This window comes from Candidatus Gracilibacteria bacterium, assembly GCA_041658685.1.
In the GTDB taxonomy this organism is placed as follows: Bacteria; Patescibacteriota; Gracilibacteria; order UBA1369; family UBA12473; genus JBAZZS01.
Map to the genome: position 1 here is coordinate 165500 of JBAZZS010000001.1, position 22460 is coordinate 187959.

The 22460-nt window shown below is 45.7% G+C and carries 20 protein-coding genes and 1 tRNA gene; 11 read left to right on the forward strand and 10 right to left on the reverse strand.

Annotated elements, in window-relative coordinates:
- Nucleotides 1-72: 72 nt before the first annotated feature.
- Genes WC882_00625 through WC882_00635 form a run of 3 tightly spaced genes read right to left on the reverse strand, consistent with a single transcriptional unit; the run spans nucleotide 73 to nucleotide 3552 of the window.
- On the reverse strand, nucleotides 73-1533 hold the full coding sequence (locus tag WC882_00625) for an aminoacetone oxidase family FAD-binding enzyme (GenBank protein ID MFA5842172.1): 1461 nt from the start codon (nucleotides 1531-1533) through the stop codon (nucleotides 73-75).
- Between the two features lie 15 nt (nucleotides 1534-1548).
- Nucleotides 1549-2805, reverse strand: coding sequence for a hypothetical protein (locus tag WC882_00630; GenBank protein ID MFA5842173.1), 1257 nt, complete (start codon nucleotides 2803-2805; stop codon nucleotides 1549-1551).
- 18 nt (nucleotides 2806-2823) lie between these two features.
- Nucleotides 2824-3552: a DsbA family protein gene (locus tag WC882_00635; protein ID MFA5842174.1), complete on the reverse strand. Its 729-nt coding sequence runs from the start codon at nucleotides 3550-3552 to the stop codon at nucleotides 2824-2826.
- Between the two features lie 65 nt (nucleotides 3553-3617).
- Between WC882_00635 and mutY the strand changes: the two genes are divergently transcribed.
- Nucleotides 3618-4775, forward strand: a complete 1158-nt coding sequence (mutY, locus tag WC882_00640) for an A/G-specific adenine glycosylase (GenBank protein ID MFA5842175.1) — start codon at nucleotides 3618-3620, stop codon at nucleotides 4773-4775.
- A 161-nt stretch (nucleotides 4776-4936) separates the two neighbouring features.
- Nucleotides 4937-7222 (forward strand): helix-turn-helix domain-containing protein, encoded by a 2286-nt coding sequence (locus WC882_00645; protein ID MFA5842176.1) that lies wholly within the window; start codon nucleotides 4937-4939, stop codon nucleotides 7220-7222.
- 1 nt (nucleotide 7223) lies between these two features.
- Here WC882_00645 and WC882_00650 read toward each other — a convergent pair whose 3' ends face one another.
- The gene (locus WC882_00650; GenBank protein MFA5842177.1) at nucleotides 7224-8882 is read right to left on the reverse strand and encodes a hypothetical protein; all 1659 of its coding nucleotides are present in this window, start codon (nucleotides 8880-8882) and stop codon (nucleotides 7224-7226) included.
- A gap of 192 nt (nucleotides 8883-9074) precedes the next feature.
- On the reverse strand, nucleotides 9075-10757 hold the full coding sequence (locus WC882_00655; protein ID MFA5842178.1) for a hypothetical protein: 1683 nt from the start codon (nucleotides 10755-10757) through the stop codon (nucleotides 9075-9077).
- Between the two features lie 217 nt (nucleotides 10758-10974).
- Between WC882_00655 and WC882_00660 the strand changes: the two genes are divergently transcribed.
- Complete coding sequence (locus WC882_00660) at nucleotides 10975-11733, forward strand: helix-turn-helix domain-containing protein (protein ID MFA5842179.1); 759 nt, start codon at nucleotides 10975-10977, stop codon at nucleotides 11731-11733.
- Here the strand turns inward: WC882_00660 and WC882_00665 are convergent.
- Both WC882_00665 and WC882_00670 read right to left on the reverse strand, forming a co-directional pair.
- A complete protein-coding gene (locus WC882_00665; GenBank protein ID MFA5842180.1) occupies nucleotides 11720-12064 on the reverse strand; it encodes a hypothetical protein in 345 nt (114 codons plus the stop codon). The genes WC882_00660 and WC882_00665 overlap by 14 nt on opposite strands.
- A gap of 11 nt (nucleotides 12065-12075) precedes the next feature.
- Complete coding sequence (locus WC882_00670; GenBank protein MFA5842181.1) at nucleotides 12076-12306, reverse strand: hypothetical protein; 231 nt, start codon at nucleotides 12304-12306, stop codon at nucleotides 12076-12078.
- Nucleotides 12307-12431: 125 nt separating this feature from the next.
- Here WC882_00670 and WC882_00675 point away from each other — a divergent pair, with 125 nt between their 5' ends.
- On the forward strand, nucleotides 12432-12767 hold the full coding sequence (locus WC882_00675) for a TfoX/Sxy family protein (GenBank protein MFA5842182.1): 336 nt from the start codon (nucleotides 12432-12434) through the stop codon (nucleotides 12765-12767).
- Nucleotides 12727-13524, forward strand: coding sequence for a phosphatase PAP2 family protein (locus WC882_00680; protein ID MFA5842183.1), 798 nt, complete (start codon nucleotides 12727-12729; stop codon nucleotides 13522-13524). Before WC882_00675 ends, WC882_00680 begins: the two co-directional genes overlap by 41 nt.
- 1 nt (nucleotide 13525) lies before the next feature.
- Here WC882_00680 and WC882_00685 read toward each other — a convergent pair.
- Nucleotides 13526-13600 (reverse strand) — tRNA-Phe (locus tag WC882_00685).
- Between the two features lie 44 nt (nucleotides 13601-13644).
- Nucleotides 13645-14364, reverse strand: a complete 720-nt coding sequence (locus tag WC882_00690) for an FAD-binding oxidoreductase (GenBank protein ID MFA5842184.1) — start codon at nucleotides 14362-14364, stop codon at nucleotides 13645-13647.
- A gap of 96 nt (nucleotides 14365-14460) precedes the next feature.
- On the opposite strand from WC882_00690, the gene cdaA reads away from it, so the two are divergent.
- The 6 genes from cdaA (at nucleotide 14461) to WC882_00720 (ending at nucleotide 20157) form a co-directional block, all read left to right on the forward strand.
- Nucleotides 14461-15402: a diadenylate cyclase CdaA gene (gene cdaA / locus WC882_00695; protein ID MFA5842185.1), complete on the forward strand. Its 942-nt coding sequence runs from the start codon at nucleotides 14461-14463 to the stop codon at nucleotides 15400-15402.
- 13 nt (nucleotides 15403-15415) lie between these two features.
- Complete coding sequence (locus WC882_00700; protein MFA5842186.1) at nucleotides 15416-16441, forward strand: CdaR family protein; 1026 nt, start codon at nucleotides 15416-15418, stop codon at nucleotides 16439-16441.
- 24 nt (nucleotides 16442-16465) lie between these two features.
- Nucleotides 16466-17152 (forward strand): type I 3-dehydroquinate dehydratase, encoded by a 687-nt coding sequence (gene aroD, locus WC882_00705; GenBank protein ID MFA5842187.1) that lies wholly within the window; start codon nucleotides 16466-16468, stop codon nucleotides 17150-17152.
- 93 nt (nucleotides 17153-17245) lie between these two features.
- Nucleotides 17246-18244 (forward strand): hypothetical protein, encoded by a 999-nt coding sequence (locus WC882_00710; GenBank protein MFA5842188.1) that lies wholly within the window; start codon nucleotides 17246-17248, stop codon nucleotides 18242-18244.
- Nucleotides 18245-18248: 4 nt separating this feature from the next.
- Complete coding sequence (gene ychF / locus WC882_00715) at nucleotides 18249-19343, forward strand: redox-regulated ATPase YchF (protein ID MFA5842189.1); 1095 nt, start codon at nucleotides 18249-18251, stop codon at nucleotides 19341-19343.
- Nucleotides 19344-19401: 58 nt separating this feature from the next.
- Nucleotides 19402-20157 carry a 1-(5-phosphoribosyl)-5-[(5-phosphoribosylamino)methylideneamino] imidazole-4-carboxamide isomerase gene (locus WC882_00720; GenBank protein MFA5842190.1) on the forward strand — a complete coding sequence of 252 codons (756 nt, stop codon included), beginning with the start codon at nucleotides 19402-19404 and terminating at the stop codon, nucleotides 20155-20157.
- On the opposite strand, the gene WC882_00725 is transcribed toward WC882_00720, so the two are convergent.
- Nucleotides 20154-22433 (reverse strand): RelA/SpoT family protein, encoded by a 2280-nt coding sequence (locus WC882_00725; GenBank protein ID MFA5842191.1) that lies wholly within the window; start codon nucleotides 22431-22433, stop codon nucleotides 20154-20156. The genes WC882_00720 and WC882_00725 overlap by 4 nt on opposite strands.
- Nucleotides 22434-22460: the final 27 nt, after the last annotated feature.

A 22460-nucleotide genomic window follows, 5' to 3' on the forward strand; every position in this document is an offset into this window, starting at 1 on the left:
TGGAAAATTCAAACAAGCGATGGACTTATCCTGAGTATCCACCGGTGGTTGAATTTTTTTCTCCGATCGTTTTTACTTTGCCGAGGGATCCTGTTTGTAAAGATTCTCTCCGCTGATTTTTCCCGTAGCCCACGCGGCTTGCAAGTTGAAGCCCCCGGTTTCAGCGTCGACATCGAGAAGTTCGCCGGCCAAGAAAAGGCCCGGGCATTTTTGGGACGCCATGGTTTTAGAATCCACTTCGTCGAGAGCCACGCCGCCTGCGGTCACGATTTCTTCACCGGATTTTCGGCCGATGGCTTGGCACGGCGTTCGTTTCAACATTTCCACCAAACGCAGGATTTCTTTTTTGCTCACCTGGTCGTTGCGTTTGTCTCCGGAAATGCCGAGAACCCATAACAGCACCTCTTTAAACGTGCGCAACCCGAATAGACGAAGCGTATTTTTGAGGGTTTGATGAGGGTGTTCGGCGAGTGCGGACTTGAGGCGAGAGGAAAGTTGTTCAAAGTTTTCATCCGGGAAAAAGTCGATGCAGAGGGAGGCCGGATTTTGGGCGGAAAAATCCTCGTATGCGGCTTGGGACGAGAGCGCAAACACGGCAGGTCCGCTCACGCCTTCGTGGGTGAAGAGGAAGGGGCCCACGCACGAAGCGCCAGCGGAGTGCGCTCCCCCGCATCCCTTTTCCGCGCAGCGAAGTGCGCTTGAAAAACTCTGCCCGGGCAGAGTTTTTGCCTCATTTTTTGGCTTATTTAAGCCATTTTGATTTTTGGGCGTGAGGGTGGCTGAGGCGAATGCGGCGACCGAATCGGCAGGCGAAGAAAGAGTTGGCTCGGAATTGTTTTGCGAGTTTGTGGTAAGCGTGAGGCGTGCTTTTGGAAAAGCCAATCCCGCAAGATCTCTCACCCAGGGCTCTTCCAAACACAACGCTTGCAGGCCCGGAGCCAAGGGCGTGATCGTGTGTCCAAGCGAGGCCGAGAGCGTATACCCATCGATTGTCGGATTTCCTCCGGGCTGAACTTTTCCTCCAGTGGTGAGCAATACGCGGTCCACCAAAATGGGCAGATTTTTTTCGAATTCAATGGAAAATCCTTTTTTCGTTTTCTCGATTTTTTTCACTGAATGGCCGAGCAATACGCGCACCGTTTCCGGATGCGCTTCAAAAATTTTCTCAAAAACTCCCACCACATCATGGGCGGAATCGGATTCCGGCAACACACGAAATCGTTCTTCGGTTTTGAGTGGCAATCCGTGCGATTCAAACCATTCGTATGCCTTTTGCGGTGAAAATTCGTGCATGGCAAAGCGGAGAAATCGGCTCCCGCGCGGGTAATGCGCGAGCACATCACGAGGGTCGGCGATGGCGGTGGTGAGGTTGCATCTCCCTCCACCGGTGAGTCGTATTTTTTGGCCCAACGCTACGTTTTTATCAATGAGGAGCACATGCGTGTCCGGATTTTTTTCGCAAATCGTAGCCGCGGCCATGAGCCCTGCGGCGCCGCCTCCGATGATGGCGAGAGTAAGAGGTTTGGAGTTCATCTTTTTTTAAGGTTTTTAAAACTGTCTCAAAATTTTCCGCACACTTTCTTCCGCCTCTTCATTGCCGGCTAAGTGCGCGAGTTCAACGAGTTTTTGGTAGGTGCTGCGGTACGCCCGCGCCTCGCTCAAAGTCTTGGCATGAGGGATGCGCGAGGCCAGAACATTGTATTGTCCCTGATAACACGCTTTCACCATGCGATCATCGCCGGCTTGTTTAAAAAACGGCAGCGCTTCGTTGTAAGATTTTTTTTGATAATAATAAACGCCTTCGCGGTAGGGGAGACTGTGCTCCAACTCGGCATCGCCGCAATAGCGTGCGAAATAACGCGCTTTTTTGAAATCATTTTGATTCATATAATAAATCGTGGCGTTGCGGTAGGCGTTTTGTAAAAGGGCGGGTTCATTGATCTTTTCAAGATAAAAAATGGCAGATTCGTAGCGGTGTTGATTGAGCAAGGAGACTCCCAGATTTTGATAGGAAATTTTTAAATTGCGATCCACCACGTCACGCAAACTCGAGATGAGATACGCGAGTTCTGCACGTTTAACCACGGTGCGTTCATCGATTTTTTTGGTTTTGGCTTCTTCGTCATTCACATCGAGAAGATTGGTGGAAAGAAGCTCGGTGATGGGCAAAAGATAGTCGAATTTTTCATATTTTTGAAACGTGGCATTCGTGGCCTCAATATCAACCCCTTGAAAATGCAGGCACACGTGTCGGGGCAAGAGTTTGATTTGAAGATCCGAAATCGGAAATTTGAGCGAATAAAGATACGCGTAAAGCGTGACGATTTGGTTGCAGTCGCCAATGAGCGGTTCTTGCGTGGGATTTTTGAGAAGTTTACCGAAATTGCTGGCCTCTTCGTAATGATACAAAAAGCCCGGACGGAGATAGGCCATGATGCACGCGAGATGGAGAATTTTTTCCGGAATATGGCCGGGAAAAAGAATCCCCAATTTTTCAAATTGAGATTGTAGACGAACGAGGTCGGGAGGATTTTTTTCGCAAAAGCGAAAAAAATCCCGTTTCATCTCCTCCACATTTTTATACATTTTGCGTCGTACCCGTTTTTTTAAATACACATAATTTTTATATTTTTTTTCCATCCATAAATTGAGACTCACCAGGTCTTCTTGCATCAATTCTCCCAGCTTTCGCTCTGTCGCCTGTCTCCCGTCCGACGCTCGAATGTGTTTAAAAAACCGATCCGCTTTTCGTTCAAACGAATTCGCATAAGAAGAAAAAAACGAAAAAAGACGAAAAAGAAACATGGACCAAAAAGTAAAAAATTAATTCGTCAGCGCCGCATCAATGGCAGCGGAAAGATTCGCATACGGTTGAGCTCCCACCAAGGTTTTTCCATTCACGATAAACGTGGGGGTGTACAAAACTCCGGCATTTACCCCACCTTGCAATTGGTCCTCAATCCCGGCGGCGTATCGATTCGCCTCAAGACACGTATTGAACGACGTCGCATCCAACCCCAAATCCACGGCATATTTTTGAATCGATTCGGGCGGGATGGAAACCGTTTTTTCCGCTCCGGGATCCAGTTCGTTCTGTCCCTCAACAATAAGATCCATCATGTCCCAGTACGCCCCTTGTTCGCGCGCACATTCCGTGGCCATCGCAGCATTCAGCGCATCGGGATGGATTTGCGAAAGGGGAAAATGTCGATACACAAAATAAACTTTCCCGGTATCGATGTAATCGGCTTTCAAGAGATCAAACGTTTCATTGTAAGCTCTTCGGCAAAAAAAACATTGTAAGTCGCTGTATTCCAGCACAGTCACCGGCGCCGCAGGGTTTCCCAACCCTTCCTCATCCGTAATATCAAGAGTGATAAGGTCGATGTACTCAGGAGTCACGGGCTTTTCAGCGGGCGTAACGGTCACGGTTTTCGTCGGGGTATCCGAAGAAGAAAGAATGGAAGCAAACGGGATTTGGCTCACGCCATACCCAATCATTACTCCCAATAAAATAAACGTGGCGATTTTCCAAGAATTTTTGCACTCCATAATTTTATGATTTTATTGATAGTGATCCCATCATAGGATAATTTCACGTTAGAGTAAAAAAAATCATGAAAAAAATTTCAACCAACGATATCCGCTTTTTACAGCGCGCCTTGCTGCGCTGGTTCACTTTGAATCAACGTGACTTACCGTGGCGTCACACCTACGCGCCTTATGATGTGTGGATTTCAGAGATCATGCTTCAACAAACGCAAGTCAAAACCGTACTTCCTTATTTTGAGCGCTGGATAAAAACGTTTCCCACGATTCAATCCGTGGCCTCGGCTCAAGAGGAGAAAATTTTAAAACTCTGGGAAGGACTTGGCTACTATTCTCGCGCCCGTAATCTCCAAAAAGCCGCTCAAAAAATTGTAAAAAATCACCACGGGAAATTTCCTGAAAATTACGAAGACATTCTCGCGCTTCCCGGCATTGGCCGTTACACCGCCGGAGCCATTGCCAGCATTGCCTACAATCAACCCCAACCGATTTTAGACGGCAACATGATCCGCGTCATCGCGCGTTTATTGGCGGAGAAGAGAAACACGCGAAAACCGCAACTCCAAGCGCAATTTTGGGCCATTGCAAAATCGTGGATCCCGGCAAAAGATGCCCGTAATTTCAACCAAGCCATGATGGAATTGGGGGCCCTTGTGTGCACGCCCAAGAGTCCGGATTGTAAAAATTGTCCGCTGAAAAAACAATGTCACGCTTATGCGTTAGACCTCGCTGAATCCCTTCCGAATCGCGGAAAATCTCAAAAAAAAGTAGAGATCAAAGTCGTTGCCGCCATTCTTGTTAAAAAAACCATTCGCGCTTCGTCATTAATTTTTATCCAAAAACGCCCTCAACAAGGCTTAATGGGAGGTTTATGGGAATTTCCGGGCGGCAAAGTAAAACCTAAAGAATCCCTCAAGGACGCCCTTTGTCGTGAAATCCGCGAAGAGCTCGGCATCGAAATTTCAAACCTGCGTCCTTTTCTCAACATCAAGCACTCTTACACCAAATACAACGTCGATTTTCACACTTTTTTAGTCGACTGCACGGGGGAAAAAATAAAACAAAAAGAAGAGATCGATCACGCCTGGGTTCCGATTGAAAAGCTCTCCAAGCTTCCTTTCCCGGCCGCAAACGTAAAAGTGATTAAAGCGTTGGTCAAAGGTAAAATCGAAACAATTAGCCACAGAGTCAATTCCATTTGTTGTAAAAATTTTCGACAGAAATAAGTGACAAAATAAAAAATAAAAAAATATTCAGATTTAAAAAGGATTTTTCCATTAGTTGTTATTTTTGACAGCATTTTTTAGCCCTTAAAAAGGTCCTTGCGTTACATGCCGTCATTTGTTTAACGTGAACGCGTTGATTCCAATCCTTAACCCTTTTATCCATGGTAAAACTCTCCGCCGATCAATTGAAGATTTCAAAAGAGACGAGCCAAGAAAAGTCTCAAAAGCGCGATTTTCCGTTCCTTTCCGTGGGACAAGAACATTTATTGAATTTGAGTTATTTTGAATTGGAACAAAAAAATTTCGAAGTGAGAGCTTTAAGATTGGAAGGAAAAACCAGCGAAGACGTTCGTGAAGAATTTATGAGTTATCTTGAGAAAGAAAAAGGGATCAAAGCGGTGACCGTATTTTTCAGCGATCTTGAAGGACGATTCCACGCGTTGGATTACAATAAAAAATTCTTACTCAATGCGGAAGACAATCTCACATTTGACGGATCCTCCATCCACGGTTTTACCATTCAAAAAGAATCCGATCTTCGTCTAACCATAGATTGGACCACGTTTCGTTGGGCGCCGGCCGATCTTTTTGGCCCGGGAAAAGTGTTGGTATTTGCCAATGTGATGGACAAAGACGGGACTCGCTATGAAGGGGATTTTAGAGGGAAACTGGATACCTATTGTTCCAAGCTTCGCACCGAACAGGGGATCACGGTGAATGTGGCCACGGAAGTCGAAGGATTTTTATTCAAAGGACTGAAAGCGGAACAAACGTATGAAGAGCAAACGCGCTTTGAATTGGCCACCATGAGCGGTTATTTCAATTCTTTGCCGCAGGAAAATTTACATTTATTCATCGATAAATTGGCGGAAGTGCAACGCGTGCTCGCGTTTGACAATGAAAAGGATCATCCCGAAGTTGCGCCTTCCCAGTTTGAATTGAATTTTCGTTATGCCCCGGCCTTGGATGCCGCGGATGAGGTTCAGCTTTACAAATTATTAGCGCGCCAAGTCGCCAATTCCATGGGGTGCACCGCCAGTTTCCTTCCAAAACCCGTGGCCGGAGTCAACGGGAGTGGCATGCACACCAATATTTCATTGTCTCAAAACGGAAAAAATATTTTTTACGATGCCAAGGGTAAAGAAAAACTTTCCGAAACCGCACATCGCTTCATCACCGGGATTTTGTATTATGCGAACGATCTTTGTTTGGTGATTGCTCCGAGCGTGAATGCGTATCGTCGTTTGGACCCGCATTATGAAGCTCCGAATGAAATCAAAGTTTCTCCCACGGATCGCGGATCTATGATTCGTATCCCGATCGGCAATGAAAAAAGCGCCCGTATCGAGGTTCGAACCGTGGCTCCGGACGTAAATCCTTATCTCACGGTTTACGCCTTACTCAAGGCCGGCATGGCCGCGGTTCATGCCACGCCAAAAGAACTAAAGACCATGGAAGCCGAAGTTTACGAAGGAGACGTGAAAAAACTCCCCGGGGAAATTTACACCGCAATGGCCAATTTTATGGGAAGCGATTTCATGAAAGAAATGATGGGAAGCACGAATCATTCCAAATATCTCTCATTAAAGGAAGCCGTGGCGGATCGCAGTCCCAGACAACTCGGAAGGCACATCAAAAGCGGAGAAATTTTGTATCACCATGAAGTCACGAATCAATACTTGTGGAAACAGTTTTGATCTATGAATTTTAAAGAAATTTTCATCGCTCTCGGGCTCAACGAAAAAGAAGCCAAAGTGTATTTGGCCACACTCGAATTGGGCCCGTCTGCAACCTCGGACATCGCGCTTCGCGCCAAATTGAATCGGGTCACCACGTACACCATCCTCGAAAAGTTGGTGCAAAAAGGTTTTATTCACACCCTCCTGCAAGAAAAAGTGCGTTGTTTTTCCGCGGTGGACCCGGATACGTTGAGAGATTTATATCGCGAACGATACAATAATTTAAAACAGGCGCTTCCGGATTTGCGCCGACTCCACGGCAAAACCATGCACCCGCGGGTTCGTTATTACGAGGGGCTCGAGGGGATCAAACGTATTTACGCAGACACACTCACTTCAAAAACCGAAATTTTAAATTATGCAGACTCAAAAGGAATTCGTCAGTTTTGGCCCAATTACGACGAAGAATATGTGAAAGAACGTGTTCGTAAAAAAATTTATTTACGCGGCATTGCGCCGGACGATGAGTACGGGTGCGCAGTGGCGGCTGAAAACAAGAAAAAGCATCGTGAAATCCGCCTCGTTCCTCGAAATCAGATTGAATTCGCCAATGAAATCAACATTTACGACGATAAAGTTTCCATCATTTCCTTCAGCAAAGACGAACTCATCGGCATGATCATTGAGAGCAAAGAAATCGCCAACACCCAACGCGCCATTTTTAAGATGGCGTGGGCGTTTGCAAAAGCCCGTTCTTCAAAATCTTAAGTTAATCCACTTCCTTCAAATAGCACGCCTCGCAAAACACAATTTCCGGACGTTTGGGGTCATAACTACTGGCTGTGGGTTGTCCGCATTTTTGGCACGGACGCGTCCATTGTTGGCGCGGGTTGCGCAACTCCATGCGATCCAAATAGCGTTGGTGCGGCGCGCGGTGCGGGAGGGGAATGCCGTGTTTTTGATAAAACTTTAATTCTTGCGAAATGATTTTGTAATTCGCTCCGCTTTTTTCGCAGGTGAAAATATCTTTTTCCACCGAAGCATTCACATCCCGAATGGAATCGGGAAGAACCGGCGCTTTGCCCTGATACCCGCCTTTTTCTTTTTGGTTTTTCCACCCAAGCCCGCGTTTTTGAACTTCCTCTTCCGTGAGCGGGAGGTAATCGTGCGCAATGGTTTCGTTGTACGCGTAAGGCGAAAGCGTGCTTGGAAAAAATTCGCCCCATTCTTTGGTTTTTTCCATGTGCGCAATAATTCGCGGCAACAATCCTTCGTATTCGGCTTGCGTGTACTGTTTATTAAAAATGCAATATTCCGCATGCTTAAGGGAAATACAGCCAAAGCAATTTCTGGAAGCTGTCATCAAATCGCAATACAAAAGATCGCTGTTGTTTTCCCACGAATTCGTGCAAAACGAACACGAATGAATGTCTCCGGCGCAGCTCGACATTTCGTAACACATCTCGGCCCGGTCTCCGTAAAAATCCCAATCCATGCAATCTTTAGCATTGATCAGATGAGAAATGAATCGACAATCTTCGCAGTTTTTTACATCGTACGCATTGAAGCAGCGGCGTGAAAATTGAACGTGATCACCCACGACCTCTTCAGATCCCTTGATGTCCAGCGCTTTTCGAGGGTATTTGAGTGAAAATTGAATGAAATCTTGCTTGAGTTTTTGTGCCGCGCTATATGAATCAAAACGCAAGGCTTTGATTTTGGCGTCATAGGCCTCTTTAGTGAGTTGTTTATTGCAAAAATAGTAGGATTTATTTCGCAAATTCACGCATCCAAAACAATCGTGGCATCCGATGCAGTCCCGGCAAAAATAACAGTCGCTACAATGTTCGAGATTAAACCCGTAAAAACAGTGAAAACAGCGAGTGCAATCCGTGACTTCGTAACAGAGTTCGCAATTGAAAAGAAAGAGAAAATCCGCACAGTTTTTGTTGTCAAAAGAATACGCGCCAAAATAGCAGTCTTCATTGCGGTCTGCCGTGAAGGTAAGGTAGCAGTTACGGCTTTGGGCACAGTAACTCGTGTAGTCGCAATTCTCGTTGCTGATCCCATTGATGGCAAGGCGTGGTACGACTTTTTGCAGCTCCGCGAATTGTTCAAAAAACGGGCGGTTGAAATTAAAATCGCGACCATAGGTTTTGGCATCCCACTCATCGCTCCAATACAGTTCTTGGTTGTAAATCGTGAACGGACTGTCCGAATCGTAGAGCGAAATGAGAGGTTTTCCGGTTTTGTCGCACTTACGATGGTAGAGAAAATTGTGATTGCGGAAGCTCAGACGGCGGCGTTGGCGCTCCTCGGGGCAGAGGGTCGGATTTGGCATGCGAAGTTTTTGAAGCATGGCCTGATCTTCGTCCGTGAGAATGAACGGTTTTCCGGTGAGGCGACATTTGAGGGCGATGGGGGGCATAGGAAGAGGGATTAGGAGCTTGGAGTTAGGATTTAGGAGAGAGGGGTAGGTGTTCCCGGAAGTCGCATTTTTAAGGAAGAAATGCCAGCGACTCATGATCCGAGGCATTTCGCTCCCATGCGACGGAGGGAATGCCTGCCCCTCGATCCTAGTCGAGAGAAAAAGTCTGAGGGGATGGCATGATGACAAGGCTTAGTAAACTTGTTTCAAATAGCACTTTTCGCACACCACTTTCTCTGGCCGATCCGGCGCATAGCTCGTTTGGATCGTTTTTTTGCATTGACTGCACGTGCGAGGCCACAAGCGTCGCGGATTGCGCAGAGCCATACGGCGTTTATGCCGACAATCCGGACATTCAACAGGTAACGGTAATTTCATCATACGATAAAACGCCAATTCTTGCGCAATAAGTCGGTAGTTTTTCCCACATTCCGCGCACGTCAAAATTTGTTTGGTGATGTCATCCGAAATCGCCTCAATCGGACGATCCAAAGGGATGCGCGCGCCTTGATAACGATTGCTCACATTTTCGGATTTCCATGTCATCCCCAGTTTCGCGGCATCGGGTTTTGATAGAGGATAATATTCATTCGCAATCGTTTCATTGTAACCAAAAGGCGACAACGAAAACGGGAAAAATTCTCCGTATTCTCCCGTTGTTTTCATATATTCAAGAATGCGAGGAACGAGTTTTTCATACGCTTCTTTGGTGTATTGCTTATTGAGAATGCAGTATTTTTTTCGCTTCAACCCAAAGCACCCAAAACAATTCGAAGAATTCCAACAATATTGGCAATAAAAAAGGTGGTCGCTTTCATAACATTTGGAGCACACCAAGAGCTGGTATCCTAAATTGCAGGCATGCGTTTCATAATGAGATTCCCCTTTAAAAGGTTCAGTTACATCACGGGCCGTGGTCACCTCGCCGCAATCGTAAGCATAGGCGACATCTTGGCAAGCGAAGGTGTAGTAAGAATCAAAAACCGCTTTATTATTGAAAAGATGATCGCCGGTACATCCTTCGGCTTGTAGATTGGTGACGTCTCGATGAAGCGCATTTTTACGCACCTCGGTCCAAAAGCGTTCGGTGAAAGACAGCGTTTGTTGCGGGGTTTTCGGCGTAAATTCTTGGAGCTTTTTCTCGTACTCTTCTTTGGAATAAGGCTTATTTAAAAAGTGGTAATTCTTGTGTCGTAAATTCCAACACCCAAAACAATTTTCACAGCTTTGGCAGTCAAAGCAAAACGCGCATTCCGAGCACGTTGAGCATTCGAAAAGATACGAGGAAAAGGTGCAATTTTTCGCGTTGGTGCAAAAATAACAGCGTTCACAACGTTGGATGGCCAAGCAATCCGTGCAATTTTTGCTGTAAAGATTGTAATTGCTGCAATAAAAAAGGTCTTCGCAATACCCGGAATTGATGCACATGTAACAATTTTTATTGTACGCGGAGTGATTGGTAAAAAGGGAATTTTCACTGCTCATATTCACGATGCAGGGGCGTGGCGCCACAAGGCTGAGCGCTTGCATTTGTTCGAAAAAAGGACGATTGAAATCAAAGTCGCGGCCTGTGGCCAACTCGTCCCAGACATCGCTCCACCACACTTGCTGGTCATAGACGGTGCAGGGCTTTTCCGCAGAGTAAACAGAGATGATTTCTTTGCCGGTTTGATCGCATTTGCGATGGTATAATTTGCGCTCATTGCGGAAGGCGAGGCGGCGTTGTTGGCGACAATTCGGGCAAAGAGTGGGGGGCGGGAGGAGAATTTTTTTACCCTCAAAAGCAGGTGAGATTTTTTCTAAAACCACAAGATCTTCATCTGTGACAACAAAGGCGTTTTGGCAGAGGCGACATTTTTTTTGAAGGGGAGTCATAGGAAATTAGAAATTTTGAATTTTAGATTTGGGAGGGGGAAAAAATACGAAATGCGACACTCGCTTCGCTCGTGTCTGATTATCTCATATTGTAAGTCTTTGTAAACGAACGACATTAAAATTTAATGAATAAATGATGAAATTTTTATGAATTTAAGGTTGAAATACAAGGGAGGAATGGTGTATATTATCTGTAGAAACATTTTTACAACATCCTATGATTTATCCGGATTTTGATCGTTTGGGATTGAGCGAGAGCGAAGGGAAAGTCTATATGGCGCTCTTGGAATTGGGGGGTGGATACGTGAGTACGGTGGCGCGCCAATCTAAGCTTCCGCGGGTCAATTGTTATCACACGCTCGAGAATCTTTTCAAGAAAGGTTTGGTGAATTTTATGACCAAAAACAAGGTGCGTTTTTATTCGGCCGAGCCCCCGCAAAAAATGGTGAACATGCTCGAAGAAAAAACAACCTACGCCCGCAAGTTGTTGCCCGAGCTTTTATCGGTCACCAATGCCCTCGCGTTCAAACCTAAAATCAAATATTTCGAGGGAATGGACGGCGTCAAAACCATCCTCGAAGACACCCTCACGGCCAAGAGCGAAATGCTCGGTTATTCCAATTTGAAAGGCGCGGCGGAATTATTTGGCGATTACATCAAGATTTATGCTCAAAAAAAGATGAAAAAAAGATTAAAAACGCGACTCATTTGTCCGTCCAGTAAAGAAGCGTTTGAGTACACCAAGCGTTATTATCCCACGCAATTTCCAGAGGAACTTATCGAGATTTTATTCATCAACCCACGTGAATTTTGGTTTGAGCACGAGATCATGATTTACGACAATAAAGTAGCCGTGATTTCCCTAAATAAGGAAGAGCTGGTGGGTATGATTTTCGAAAGTCCGGTCTACGCGCGTTCGCAAACCGCTATTTTTAACCTGGCATGGCTCGGAGCCAGCGGGTTTATCGCATTGTAATCAGAGTCGCCACTTCTTGAATGGTTTGATCGAAGTGATGTTGGAGTTGATTTTCGGTAAGGGTTCCCATGTCGGATTTGGCATAAATGCAAAGCGGGAGGAGTAAATCTTTTCGAATATAAAAATAAAGGTACGCACGAAATCCGCCGGATTTACCTTTGTGCATGTCCTTACTTGGAATGCGGATTTTATAAATGGATCGGCCAATGGAAATTTCATTTTTAGGATTGAATCCTTCGATGATTTTTAAAAGATCTCGTTTGACTTGAGGATATTTTTTCTTCAAACGCTTGAGTTGTTTCTTGAAATGTTCGCTGAAAAAGAGGGGCATAAGGATTCCAATTATACGTCTTCAAGTTGTTTTTTGGCAGAGGGGAACCGACTGACATCCAAACGATCGAGAAGTGTATCCAAAACTTGGATGGATTGATCGAGGGAATTTTTTTTGGTGAGTAAATAATATTTAATCAAAAAAGTGATCGTGGAAGTGCGATTCCCAAGGCCTTCTTCTTCTTGAATAAAATCAAGTTCTTGAGGAATTTTTTCGCTGACCTTAAGAATAATGGATGGCATAAAAAGTTAAAATAAATAATATTAATTATATAACTATTATATAAAAAATAGTTATTAAAGTCAATTCAATCGAACAGGCCCTCAAAGATTATTTACAAAAAAATCCCGGCCGATATACTCGTCCCATGGCAACCACTCAATCAACCATAGACTATATTGTGGATCAACTGCAGGAGGCGGGAAATATTTCCGCTCGTAAAATGTTTGGTGAATTTGCGCTGTACTGCGAAGGCCGCGTGGTGGGACTCGTTTGCGACAACACTTTATTTATCAAAATCACGGAACCAGGCAAAATTTTTATTGGAAAAGGCTACAAAGAAGGGTATGCATACAAGGGCGCCAAAGTCTCCATGGTCATTGATGGAGATCAGATTGAAGATCGTGACTGGCTCTGCGAGCTCGTGCGTATCACGGCCGCAAATGTTCCCCTTTTCCAAAGAAAAAATCATGAAAATATCTAAAAACCTGAACCACGACCCTTGGTTTAAGTTGAAAATTTTAGGGGTCCTGATCGCTTTATTGTATTTATTCCTGAGTTGGTACCCGTATATAGGGCGATTCAGTGCCTCGCTCACAACCCCTCATGATTTAAAAACGGTTGTGGATGATTGGATCCCTCTGGTTCCTCAGATCATAAAGATTTATTTGGCGTTGATGTTTTTTCCCATTGCCGGTTTGATTTTTGCTTTTTATAAAAAACTCACCGCACTTGAAGTCGCTGCTTTGTACATCGCACACATCTTGTTGCTGTTTTCTTGTTATGCGATTTATTTAATTTTCCCAACTTCAGCGGAAAGCGTCATGGTTAAGATTAGCGAATGGGATGTGGCGAATAACCCGGCGCTGGAAGCCATTGATTGGCTTTATCGGAGCAGTGTGCCTTACAATTCCTTTCCAAGTTACCATGTGGCGCCGATGGTGTTTCTTTTGATCTTTTTATTTAAAAAATGGAGAACTCTGTTTTGGATAAGTTTGCCTTTGTGTGTCCTGATCTCTGCAGGTGCGGTCCTTACCAAGTTCCATTTTTTTGTGGATGTTCTCGGAGGGATCGCTATGGGAATTTTTGCGTATTATATTTTGTATGAAAAAATAGCGTTAAAATACTTGAATGATTTTGTTCGGGTTGAGAAGGAATGAAATTTTAATAAATCGAGGGTTGTACTGAAAAAGAGCTTGAGAACGCCAAAAAAGGCGGGGCAGGCCCCACAAAATGTTTAAGTGGTGCCGGGAGGCAGGATCGGACTGCCGACACCACGATTTTCAGTCGTGTGCTCTACCACTGAGCTACCCCGGCACAGGCGTTATTTTAGCGAAGGTTGGGGAACGGGGCAACAGGAATTAAAAAAACTGCTCAAAATACAGATGCGAAGGCTCGAATCCTTTTTGTAAAAAAATCGCACGCACATCATCGATCATGCCTTTGCCGCCACACATATAAACGTCCGTGGTTGCAGGATTGAAGGAGACTACAGACAAAAGTGCGGTCACGCGACCACTTGGACCTTTCCAATCCGATGACGGCTGCGACAACGTGAGCGTAAAGTGAAGATTCGGGTGTTGTTTTGCCAATTTTTCAAATTCGCGTTGGTAAAAAATATTTTCCTCGTGCCGTACCCCAAAATAAACGTGCATGGGTCTGGTATCGCCTTGGCTTAAACGATCTTGAATCATGGAGTGAAAGGGTGCAATTCCGGTGCCGGTGGCCACAAAAACAAGGTCGCGATCCGCAGGGGATTTGAGTAAAAAATGTCCAAAAGGTCCCTGGATTTGCAACTCATGCCCAATTTCCCAGGTGTCGAGAATCGGAGTTAAGGTCCCGGTTTTGATGATCGCAATCACAATGTGAAGTTCATGATTTTGTGAAGGCGCACTGGCAATCGAATAGGCCCGACTGATGCGCGCGCCGGTGGCAGGATTTGTCGCATAAATCAGCACAAATTGGCCGGCTTGAAAATCGAGGGTCGTAAGTTCGATGAGCTCAAAAACAAACTCGCGCACCTCGGGAGTGAGCGTGATTTTTTGCTTGAGCCGAGCTTGAAACATTGAGGGAAGTACCATGAGTAAATTTTACACGGAGCAGAGCAGCCCCGCAACGTCAGCCCGGGCACGCTCCGCATTGGTTGCATTTTTCAAGGCCTCCTTTAATATACCCGCATGAGCATCCTCAACGATTTGGTTTCACGCCTGGTTCTCTTTTTCTCCAATTTGGGAGAAACGTTTTGGAATCACCTCAGCCTGTCCCAATATTCTTTTTGGCAAACCGCCATTGATGTTTTTTTGGTGGCCATTATTTTTTATTGGCTCATCACCTTGCTCAAAGGCACCCGCGCGGTCCCGATTTTGACCGGACTTTTTGTGCTCGCGTTGCTGTACGCCATTAGCGACCGTCTTGATCTTCTCGCTGTGAATTGGATTTTAAGCCGCGCTTTTCCCGTGATGTTGCTGTCCATCCCGATTATTTTTCAACAAGAACTCCGTCGCGGCCTCGAGCGCCTCGGGAAAACGCATTTTTTTGAACTCGAAATCGAATCCACGGACCGCATGATCAGCGATTTGGTGGAAACCTGTCAGCTGTTGGCCAAAGAACGCCACGGTGCGCTCATTGTGCTCGAACGCGACACCAAACTTGAAGAATACATCGAAACAGGAAAATTATTGGATTCCATGATTTCCAAGGAATTATTGCTCAGCATTTTTAATCCGCGTTCCCCGCTTCACGACGGAGCCGTGATCATTCGCGAACGTCGAATTGTGGCTGCGGGCTGCGTTTTGCCACACACATTCAAACAATATGAGGGTCGGTTTGGCACGCGGCATAAAGCCGCGATCGGGTTGTCGGAAAATTCCGATGCGGAAATCATCATTGTTTCCGAAGAGCGAAAAACCATTTCATTTGCCAAAGACGGGCAGTTGGAGGAGGTCACGGCCGAGCAACTTCAATCGCATTTGGAAAAAATTTATAAAGCCAGACAACACTCCCCACGCACGAAGCAAAGCGAAGTGCGCTCCCCAGTTCCTTGCATCTCCAGCGGAGCGAAGGGAGCTTTCCCTCCCCCCGTATCCTCAAAAAAACCTAAAAATCGCCGTTCCGCCTAATGGATCATTTTTTATGAAAAATTTCCTACTCAAAAATTGGCACGTTAAAATTTTGTCGCTCATCGCAGCCTCGGTGTTTTGGTTTTTTGTATTGAGCAGTGTGAGTACGTTTTTTGTGTACCCAACGGCATTGCCCATTGAGACGTTCAATGTGCCGGAAAATCTGGCGGTGGTGAATGCGCTCGGCGATGCCACGTTCACCGTGCGGGCGGATCAGGAAATTTATAAAAATCTTACTTCCGATAATTTTACCGTGTATGTGGATTTGAAGGGATTGGTTGCCGGAGAGCAAACCGTAAATGTATCCGTGAATTCCAAGAAAACCGATGTGGGAGTCGTAGCCATTGATCCGATTCAAGTGGTCGTGGTGTTGGAAGAACTTCAAACCAAAGAAATTCCGATCGAGTTTGAATTGCAAGGAAAGCCTGATTCCAATTATACGGCCGAGTGGGCAATGTTGCCCGATTTGGAGATCGAAGTGAGTGGAGCGGAAAGTGTTGTGGAAGACGCGGAAAAAGCCGTGGCTATCTTGATATTGACCGGCACTGAAACCGAGGACGTGTCGCGCATGGTTGAAATCAAGGTGTACAACGCGAAAGGGCAAGAATTGGGTCAGGTCACAACCAACCCTAAAACAGTGGAGTTAGACGTTACGATTGAGCCCGCGGAAGCGGTAAAAACCGTGGGAATCAAAGTGAACACCGAAGGGGAAGTGGACGGCTATATCAGTCAGATTCAAACAATCCCCGATGTGGTGCAAATTCAAGGAGATGCGGATCTGTTGGAAGATATTGATTATCTTGAAACAGAACCGATTTTTATTGAGCCCGGGCAAACAAAAATCACCGCTCGGGCCGAGTTGATACTTCCCGATGGCGTGAGTTTGGGAGAAGGGGAGTCGTCATTTGTTGAAGTGGAAATCGAAGTCGCACTTATCCAGACGCCAACAAATCTTGAAAATAATGTACTGGAGATTTCTTTACCCAGTCACGGAGCGTTAGCGGAGTGAATTCCCCCCCCCCCCCCCCATAAATCCTAACTTCAAACCCCTAATTCCTGCATCATGCCCCTTCACTGCCTTCCCATCCATGCGCCAACCATGGCTTTGCTCGAGCAACGTTTACGGACCGAAGCCGACGATGCGGATGTGATTGAAATTCGACTCGATTGTATTCGCGATGTGCGTTTGGCTGAGATTTTTTTCGAAAAAGATCCCATAAAAAAACCGTTTTTGTTTGTGAATAAAGCACCGAGCGAAGGCGGATTGTTTTTGGGAAGTGAAGAAGAACGTGTGGAAATGTTGGAGGAAATGATCGAGCGGGGAGCGCAGTATGTAGACGTATCGATCATTACCGACTTGAAGCTCATCAAGCGCTTGGTGAAGCGGAAAGGCGCGAAAACGAAATTGATCCTTTCGTATCATAATTTTAAAGGGACACCGACTTTGACGACTTTAAAACGACTCGTTCGAAAAGCGAAAAAACAAGGCGCAGATTTGGTGAAAATTGCAACGTTTGTAAAAAACCCCAGAGAAAATGTGATTTTATTTGAGCTCACCGCGTGGGCCAAAGAGGAAAAAATCCAGATCATCACCCTGGGCATGGGAGAGGAAGGGCGCTTGAGTCGCATTGTGTGCCCGTTGCTCGGTTCAAAGATGTATTTTGCGCCGCTCAAAAAAGGCGACGAAACCGCCCCCGGCCAACTCACCAAAGAGGAATTGGAAACCGCTTGGAGCGCAATGGGGGTGTAGGGTATACTCCGCGCGCAAATCGTGAAAATCTTTTGCTTAAAAGGAGGATTTTTGCTATAATAATAAGAATATTTTAAAAATAATTTAATAAATATGGGAATAGGAGAGCCGGAGGGAAATTTAGGCGATGGAGAGAGTAAAGCTGACGTGGAGCAAGCGCCAGTTCCATTGAGCGCGCCGGACAGGAGTGAAACCTCCGAATCAACATTGCCCGCCGTCAGAAGTCGGAGGATAGGCAAGTTAAGTGCTAAAGGGGAACAAAGAATTCACTGCTGGCTTGATAAATTGGGACGAGCTCTGGAAAGGAAAAGAGGGGGGAAAAGATTTTCGGAGGTATTTTTAAAAGCGAGCGCCTCAGCATTATTATCTTATCTCAAGGGACATATGAGTGGGGAAGCGAAAGAAATTTTTGTTTTTGTCCCTATAAAAGGAAGCGTATTTTACTCAGAGTATGATTTAGATGCAGAATTTTATTTAGAAGAAAAGTGGGGGATGGAAGAAGAATTAAAAAGATTAGAAAAAATAATGCAAAAGGCGCCAACGGCCATCGAAAAATTTCCGGAAGAAAGGCGCGTGACATTTCAACGAAGAAAAGAGGCATGGGAACGATATAAGGGGTCAATTCCTCAATGCATTAAAAAATTAAGAGAAAAATTAGTAAAAATGGACGCAATTTTTGATATTGAAACAACGGTTTCTCCTAAAGCGACGGTCTGTGGAGACTTAAATAGCCCAGAAGAAAAAGAAGTAATGGAAATACAAATTGGAAAAATAATGCAACCGGCAATTGAAAAGGGACAATTGATTATTGTCGAAGTTAAGCCAGGCGAAAATCAAAAGACGGAAAATATTATTTTAATCGAAATATGGAAATTGAATTCTTCTTGGGTTGATAAAGCCTTATTCCCTCCAATAGAAAAAAAGCCCAAGGATCCTACTCGAGCCGTGAAGAGAACCAGAAGAAGATTGGCTAAAAATGCATCAATAAAAAATGGTTGAAAAGACTCCCCCTATTCCAGAGTAACCACTTTCCCCATTTTCCCGTTGAGTCTTTTGTGCAATGGACTTTTTTGCGTTGGCCCGCTATTTTAACGTCATGTCTCTTCAAATCGCCATTGTCGGCCTCCCCAATGTTGGAAAATCCACCCTCTTCAACGCGCTCACCAAATCGAGCGGCGCCATGGTGGGGAATTATCCGTTTTGCACCATTGACCCCAATGTGGGAGTGGTCGAGGTGCCGGACGAGCGCCTGCAAAAGCTCGCAACTCTCGTGACTCCGGAAAAAATTGTGCCCGCGATTGTGGAATTTGTGGATGTCGCAGGCTTGGTCAAAGGCGCGAGCGAGGGCGAAGGCTTGGGCAATAAATTCCTAGCCCACATTCGCGAGTGCAACGCCATTGCCGAGGTGGTGCGCGTGTTCAAGGACCCAAATGTGATCCATGTGAACGGAAGCGTGGAGCCCAAACGCGATCGTGAAATTCTCGAAGCTGAATTGATTTTGGCAGACCTTCAAACCCTCGATGGGCGCATGGGAAAACTTGAAAAAGAAGTTCGCGGAGGCGATAAAGACGCTAAAGTTTTACTGCCATTGGCTCAGCGGCTGAGAGATGAGCTGAATCAAGGAAAACTCGCCAACAACGTAGAAATGAACCCCGAAGAAAAAGCATTGGTAAAATCTCTTCAACTCATCACCAGCAAACCGGTTTTGTATGTCGTCAACCTTCACGAAGACGAAATCAAAACATTTGATGAAAAATCCGCGCGCGAACAACTCGGACTCCCTGCCACAGCCACGATCATCCCCATTTCTGCAAAAATCGAACAGGAATTGGGGCAATTGGCAGAAGCGGAATCTCAAGAATTTCTCAAGGAATTGGGGCTCACCCAGCCCGGATTACATACCTTAATTCGTGCCGCGTACGACACGCTCGGATTGCACCATTATTTCACCGCAGGCCCGATGGAGGTTCGTGCCTGGACCGTCCGAAAAGGCGCGTTGGCCCCCGAAGCCGCAGGCGTGATTCACACGGATTTTGAAAAAGGATTCATCCGCGCCGAAGTGATCTCTTACGACGATTACGTCCGCGATGGCAGCGAGCTCTCAGCCAAAGAAAAAGGCCACATGCGCCTCGAAGGCAAAGAATACGCGGTCAAAGATGGAGATGTGATGCATTTCAGACACGCAGCGTAGCGCACGCACGCAGCGAAGCGGAGTGCGCTTCCCGCATTTTATTTCTCTCCATCTCCCAATGTTAATTATTCCCTCCCTCTACATCGAAAAAGGCCGCACGGTCTCGCTTTACAAAGGCGAGGAGAATGAGCAAAAAACCGTGTACAACAAATCGCCGCTGAATGTGGCAAAAAGTTTTGAAAAACAAGGAGCATCCCTCATTCATATCATCGACATTGACGCCTCGCGCGGGCAGGGGAGCAACAACCTGGATTTGATTAAAAAAATCGTAAATGAATTGAAAATTCCCATCGAAATCGGAGGCGGAATTCGAACCCTCGCCAACATTGAAGCGTTATTTTCCGTGGGCGTGAAACGGGTGGTTTTGGGGGTTTCCGCGGAACCGATTTTGGAAGAGGCGCTCAAAAAATACGGGCCGGACCGCATTGTGTTGGGCATCAAGGCGCGGAAAAGTTTTGTGGAATCCGACAACCTTCCTCCGGATTCGGACGAGGTCCTTGAGGTTGCGGAAAAAGCGCTGGCCAAAGGGGTCCGTTACATGGTGTACAAAGACCTGGAACGGGAAGGCACTTTATTTCATCCCAATTATGACGAGATTGAACGCCTGTTGTTTTTTCTCGGAGGAAAAGCAAAGATTTTTTCATCCGGGGGAGTGACAACACTCGAGGATTTGTCTATTTTGCGCAACTTGGGCGCTACCGGCGTTTTGGTGAGCCGCGCTTTGCTCGAATACAAAATTGACCTCAAAGAAGCGATTCGTTACTGCGAAACCCCGGAGGATAAGCTGTTTGCGTTGGCGCTGGGCAATCCCTAAAAACCTCCAAAGAAAAAGGGGTGGTGTTTCCGAGGGCGCATTGCCAAGGCTATTTTTAGGCAAGCGGAAGGGGAAATTTTTGTGAACCAGACACGCAGCGAAGCGAAGTGTCGCATTTTGAATTTTTGAATTCGAATTCAATGGACCCTTCGTCCCTTCAGGACTGCGGGTCTGCGAAACATTTCGCTCCCATGTGAACGAAAATTCTTCCCGACCGCTTGCCAAGAAGATTCTCCTCCTGCGATCGAGGGAATACCCATCCCTTTTTCTCAATGCATCAGATAAAAATTATGAACATCCTCCATTGAGTGCAACGCATTAAAAACATTGCGCAATTGTTTCATTTCCAGCACCTCCACCACCATAACAATGCAGGTGGTTTTTTCCGTGGGATTATCCGTGACATTCACTTGGTGAATATTTACATTCAAATTTGCAAGAAAGATCCCGATATCACGCAACAGTCCAACCCGATCCTTCACTTTTAAAAATAATTTTACTCGATAATACGCCGTGGGCTTGGTGTTGGATAAAATCGTTAAATGCGGTTCTTTTTTGCGGTCTCCACTTTTGGCAAAAGAATAAGGATGCACCATGCGCGACGGTGAGCCCAAAATTTCTTCCTTGGTGTAAAGATTTTCAATGATTTTATCTTCCGGGATCGATCCGTTGCCCACCCTTTCCAAAAATTCATGCCAGTTTTTGGATTGGAAAAATTCAACCAGTTGTTTCTTTTTTTCTTCGGGTAAAGTTTCAATTTCATGCCTGCCATACAAATGCAATTCTTTTTTCATAAAACTCGCGCCGGCTCGATGACATTGTTCCGAACTTTGTTGTTTGAGCGATTCTTTGATGCGATGCCGCGCCAAGCTGGTTTTGATTTTATCGAGCCATTCGCGTTTGGGTAATTTTTGATTCGGAGACGTAAGCACCTCCACCACGTCGCCGGTTTTGAGCACCGTGGTCACACTGCATTCCTCTCCGTTAAGACGCAATCGCACCGCATGGTCGCCAAGATTGTTTTGGAGATGATACGCAAAATCGATGCCAATCGCGCCTTGAGGTAAATCCACAACGTCTCCATAAGGGGTAAACACAAAGATTCGATCCTGAAAAATATCCACTTTGAGGTTTTCCAAAAAGTCGAAATTGCTTTTGAGCTCGCGTTGAAGGTCCAGCACTTTTTTAACCCAAGTGGATCGTTTTTTGATTTCTTTTCGAAACGTGGATGGGGGCATGGAGGCCAGTTCTTTGTAGAAAAAGTGGGAGGCAATGCCGTATTCCGCTTCAAAATGCATTTCATGTGTGCGAATTTGAAACTCGGTGGGGGCCCCGTTGATCCCGAAAACCGTGGTGTGCAAACTTTGATACCCATTCGCTTTCGGCACTGCAATGTAGTCTTTGACCCGTCCGGATTTGGGGGGAAATAAGGAATGGATCACCCCCAGCACGCGATAACACGTTTCCCGATCTTTCACGACCACGCGTACCGCCAGTAAATCATTGATGTCTTGGAATCGTTGGCCTTTATCGATCATTTTCCTAAAAATGCTGTACAGACTTTTGGGACGAGCATGAACTTCGGCTTTGATGCCGTTTTTTTTGAGTCGCCACATCACTTTATGCGTGGTGTCTGCGAGTATTTTTTCTTGATGCGGTGTGTTTTGCTCCACCAAATAGGCGAGTTTTTTATATTCGTTGGGATGAATGTAGAAAAAACACAGATTTTCAAGGTCGGATTTGAGCTCCCAAACGCCGAGCAAGTTGGCGATCGGGACATAAATTTCCATGGTTTCTTTGGCGATGCGGAGTTGTTTTTCTTTTCGCACATGCGAAAGGGTTCGCATGTTGTGTAAACGGTCCGCAAGTTTGATCAAAATAATGCGAAGATCGCGCGCACTGTGCAGAAAAAATTTACGCAAAGAATCCACCTGGCGAGCCAGCATATCGTGGCGGTATTTCACTTTGGATAATTTAGTGACGCCTCTCACTAAAAACGCCACATTTTTTCCGAAACGTTCTTCCACATATTTTATGGTATAAGGCGTGTCTTCCACCACATCATGCAAAAAACAAGCGATCAGCGTGTCTTCGTCCACGCGGAGTTTTAATAGGATCAAGGCCACTTCGGTAGGGTGGGTGATGTAAGGCGTTCCATCCATTCGTTTTTGCCCTTCATGCGCACGCATGGCAAAATTATAAGCCGCCTTGAGTCGCTTTTCATTCAAATGCGGAAGATACTTTTTAGCCTGTTTGGTGATGGTGGCGATTGGCATAGAAAGGGAAAATCGCTACAATTACAA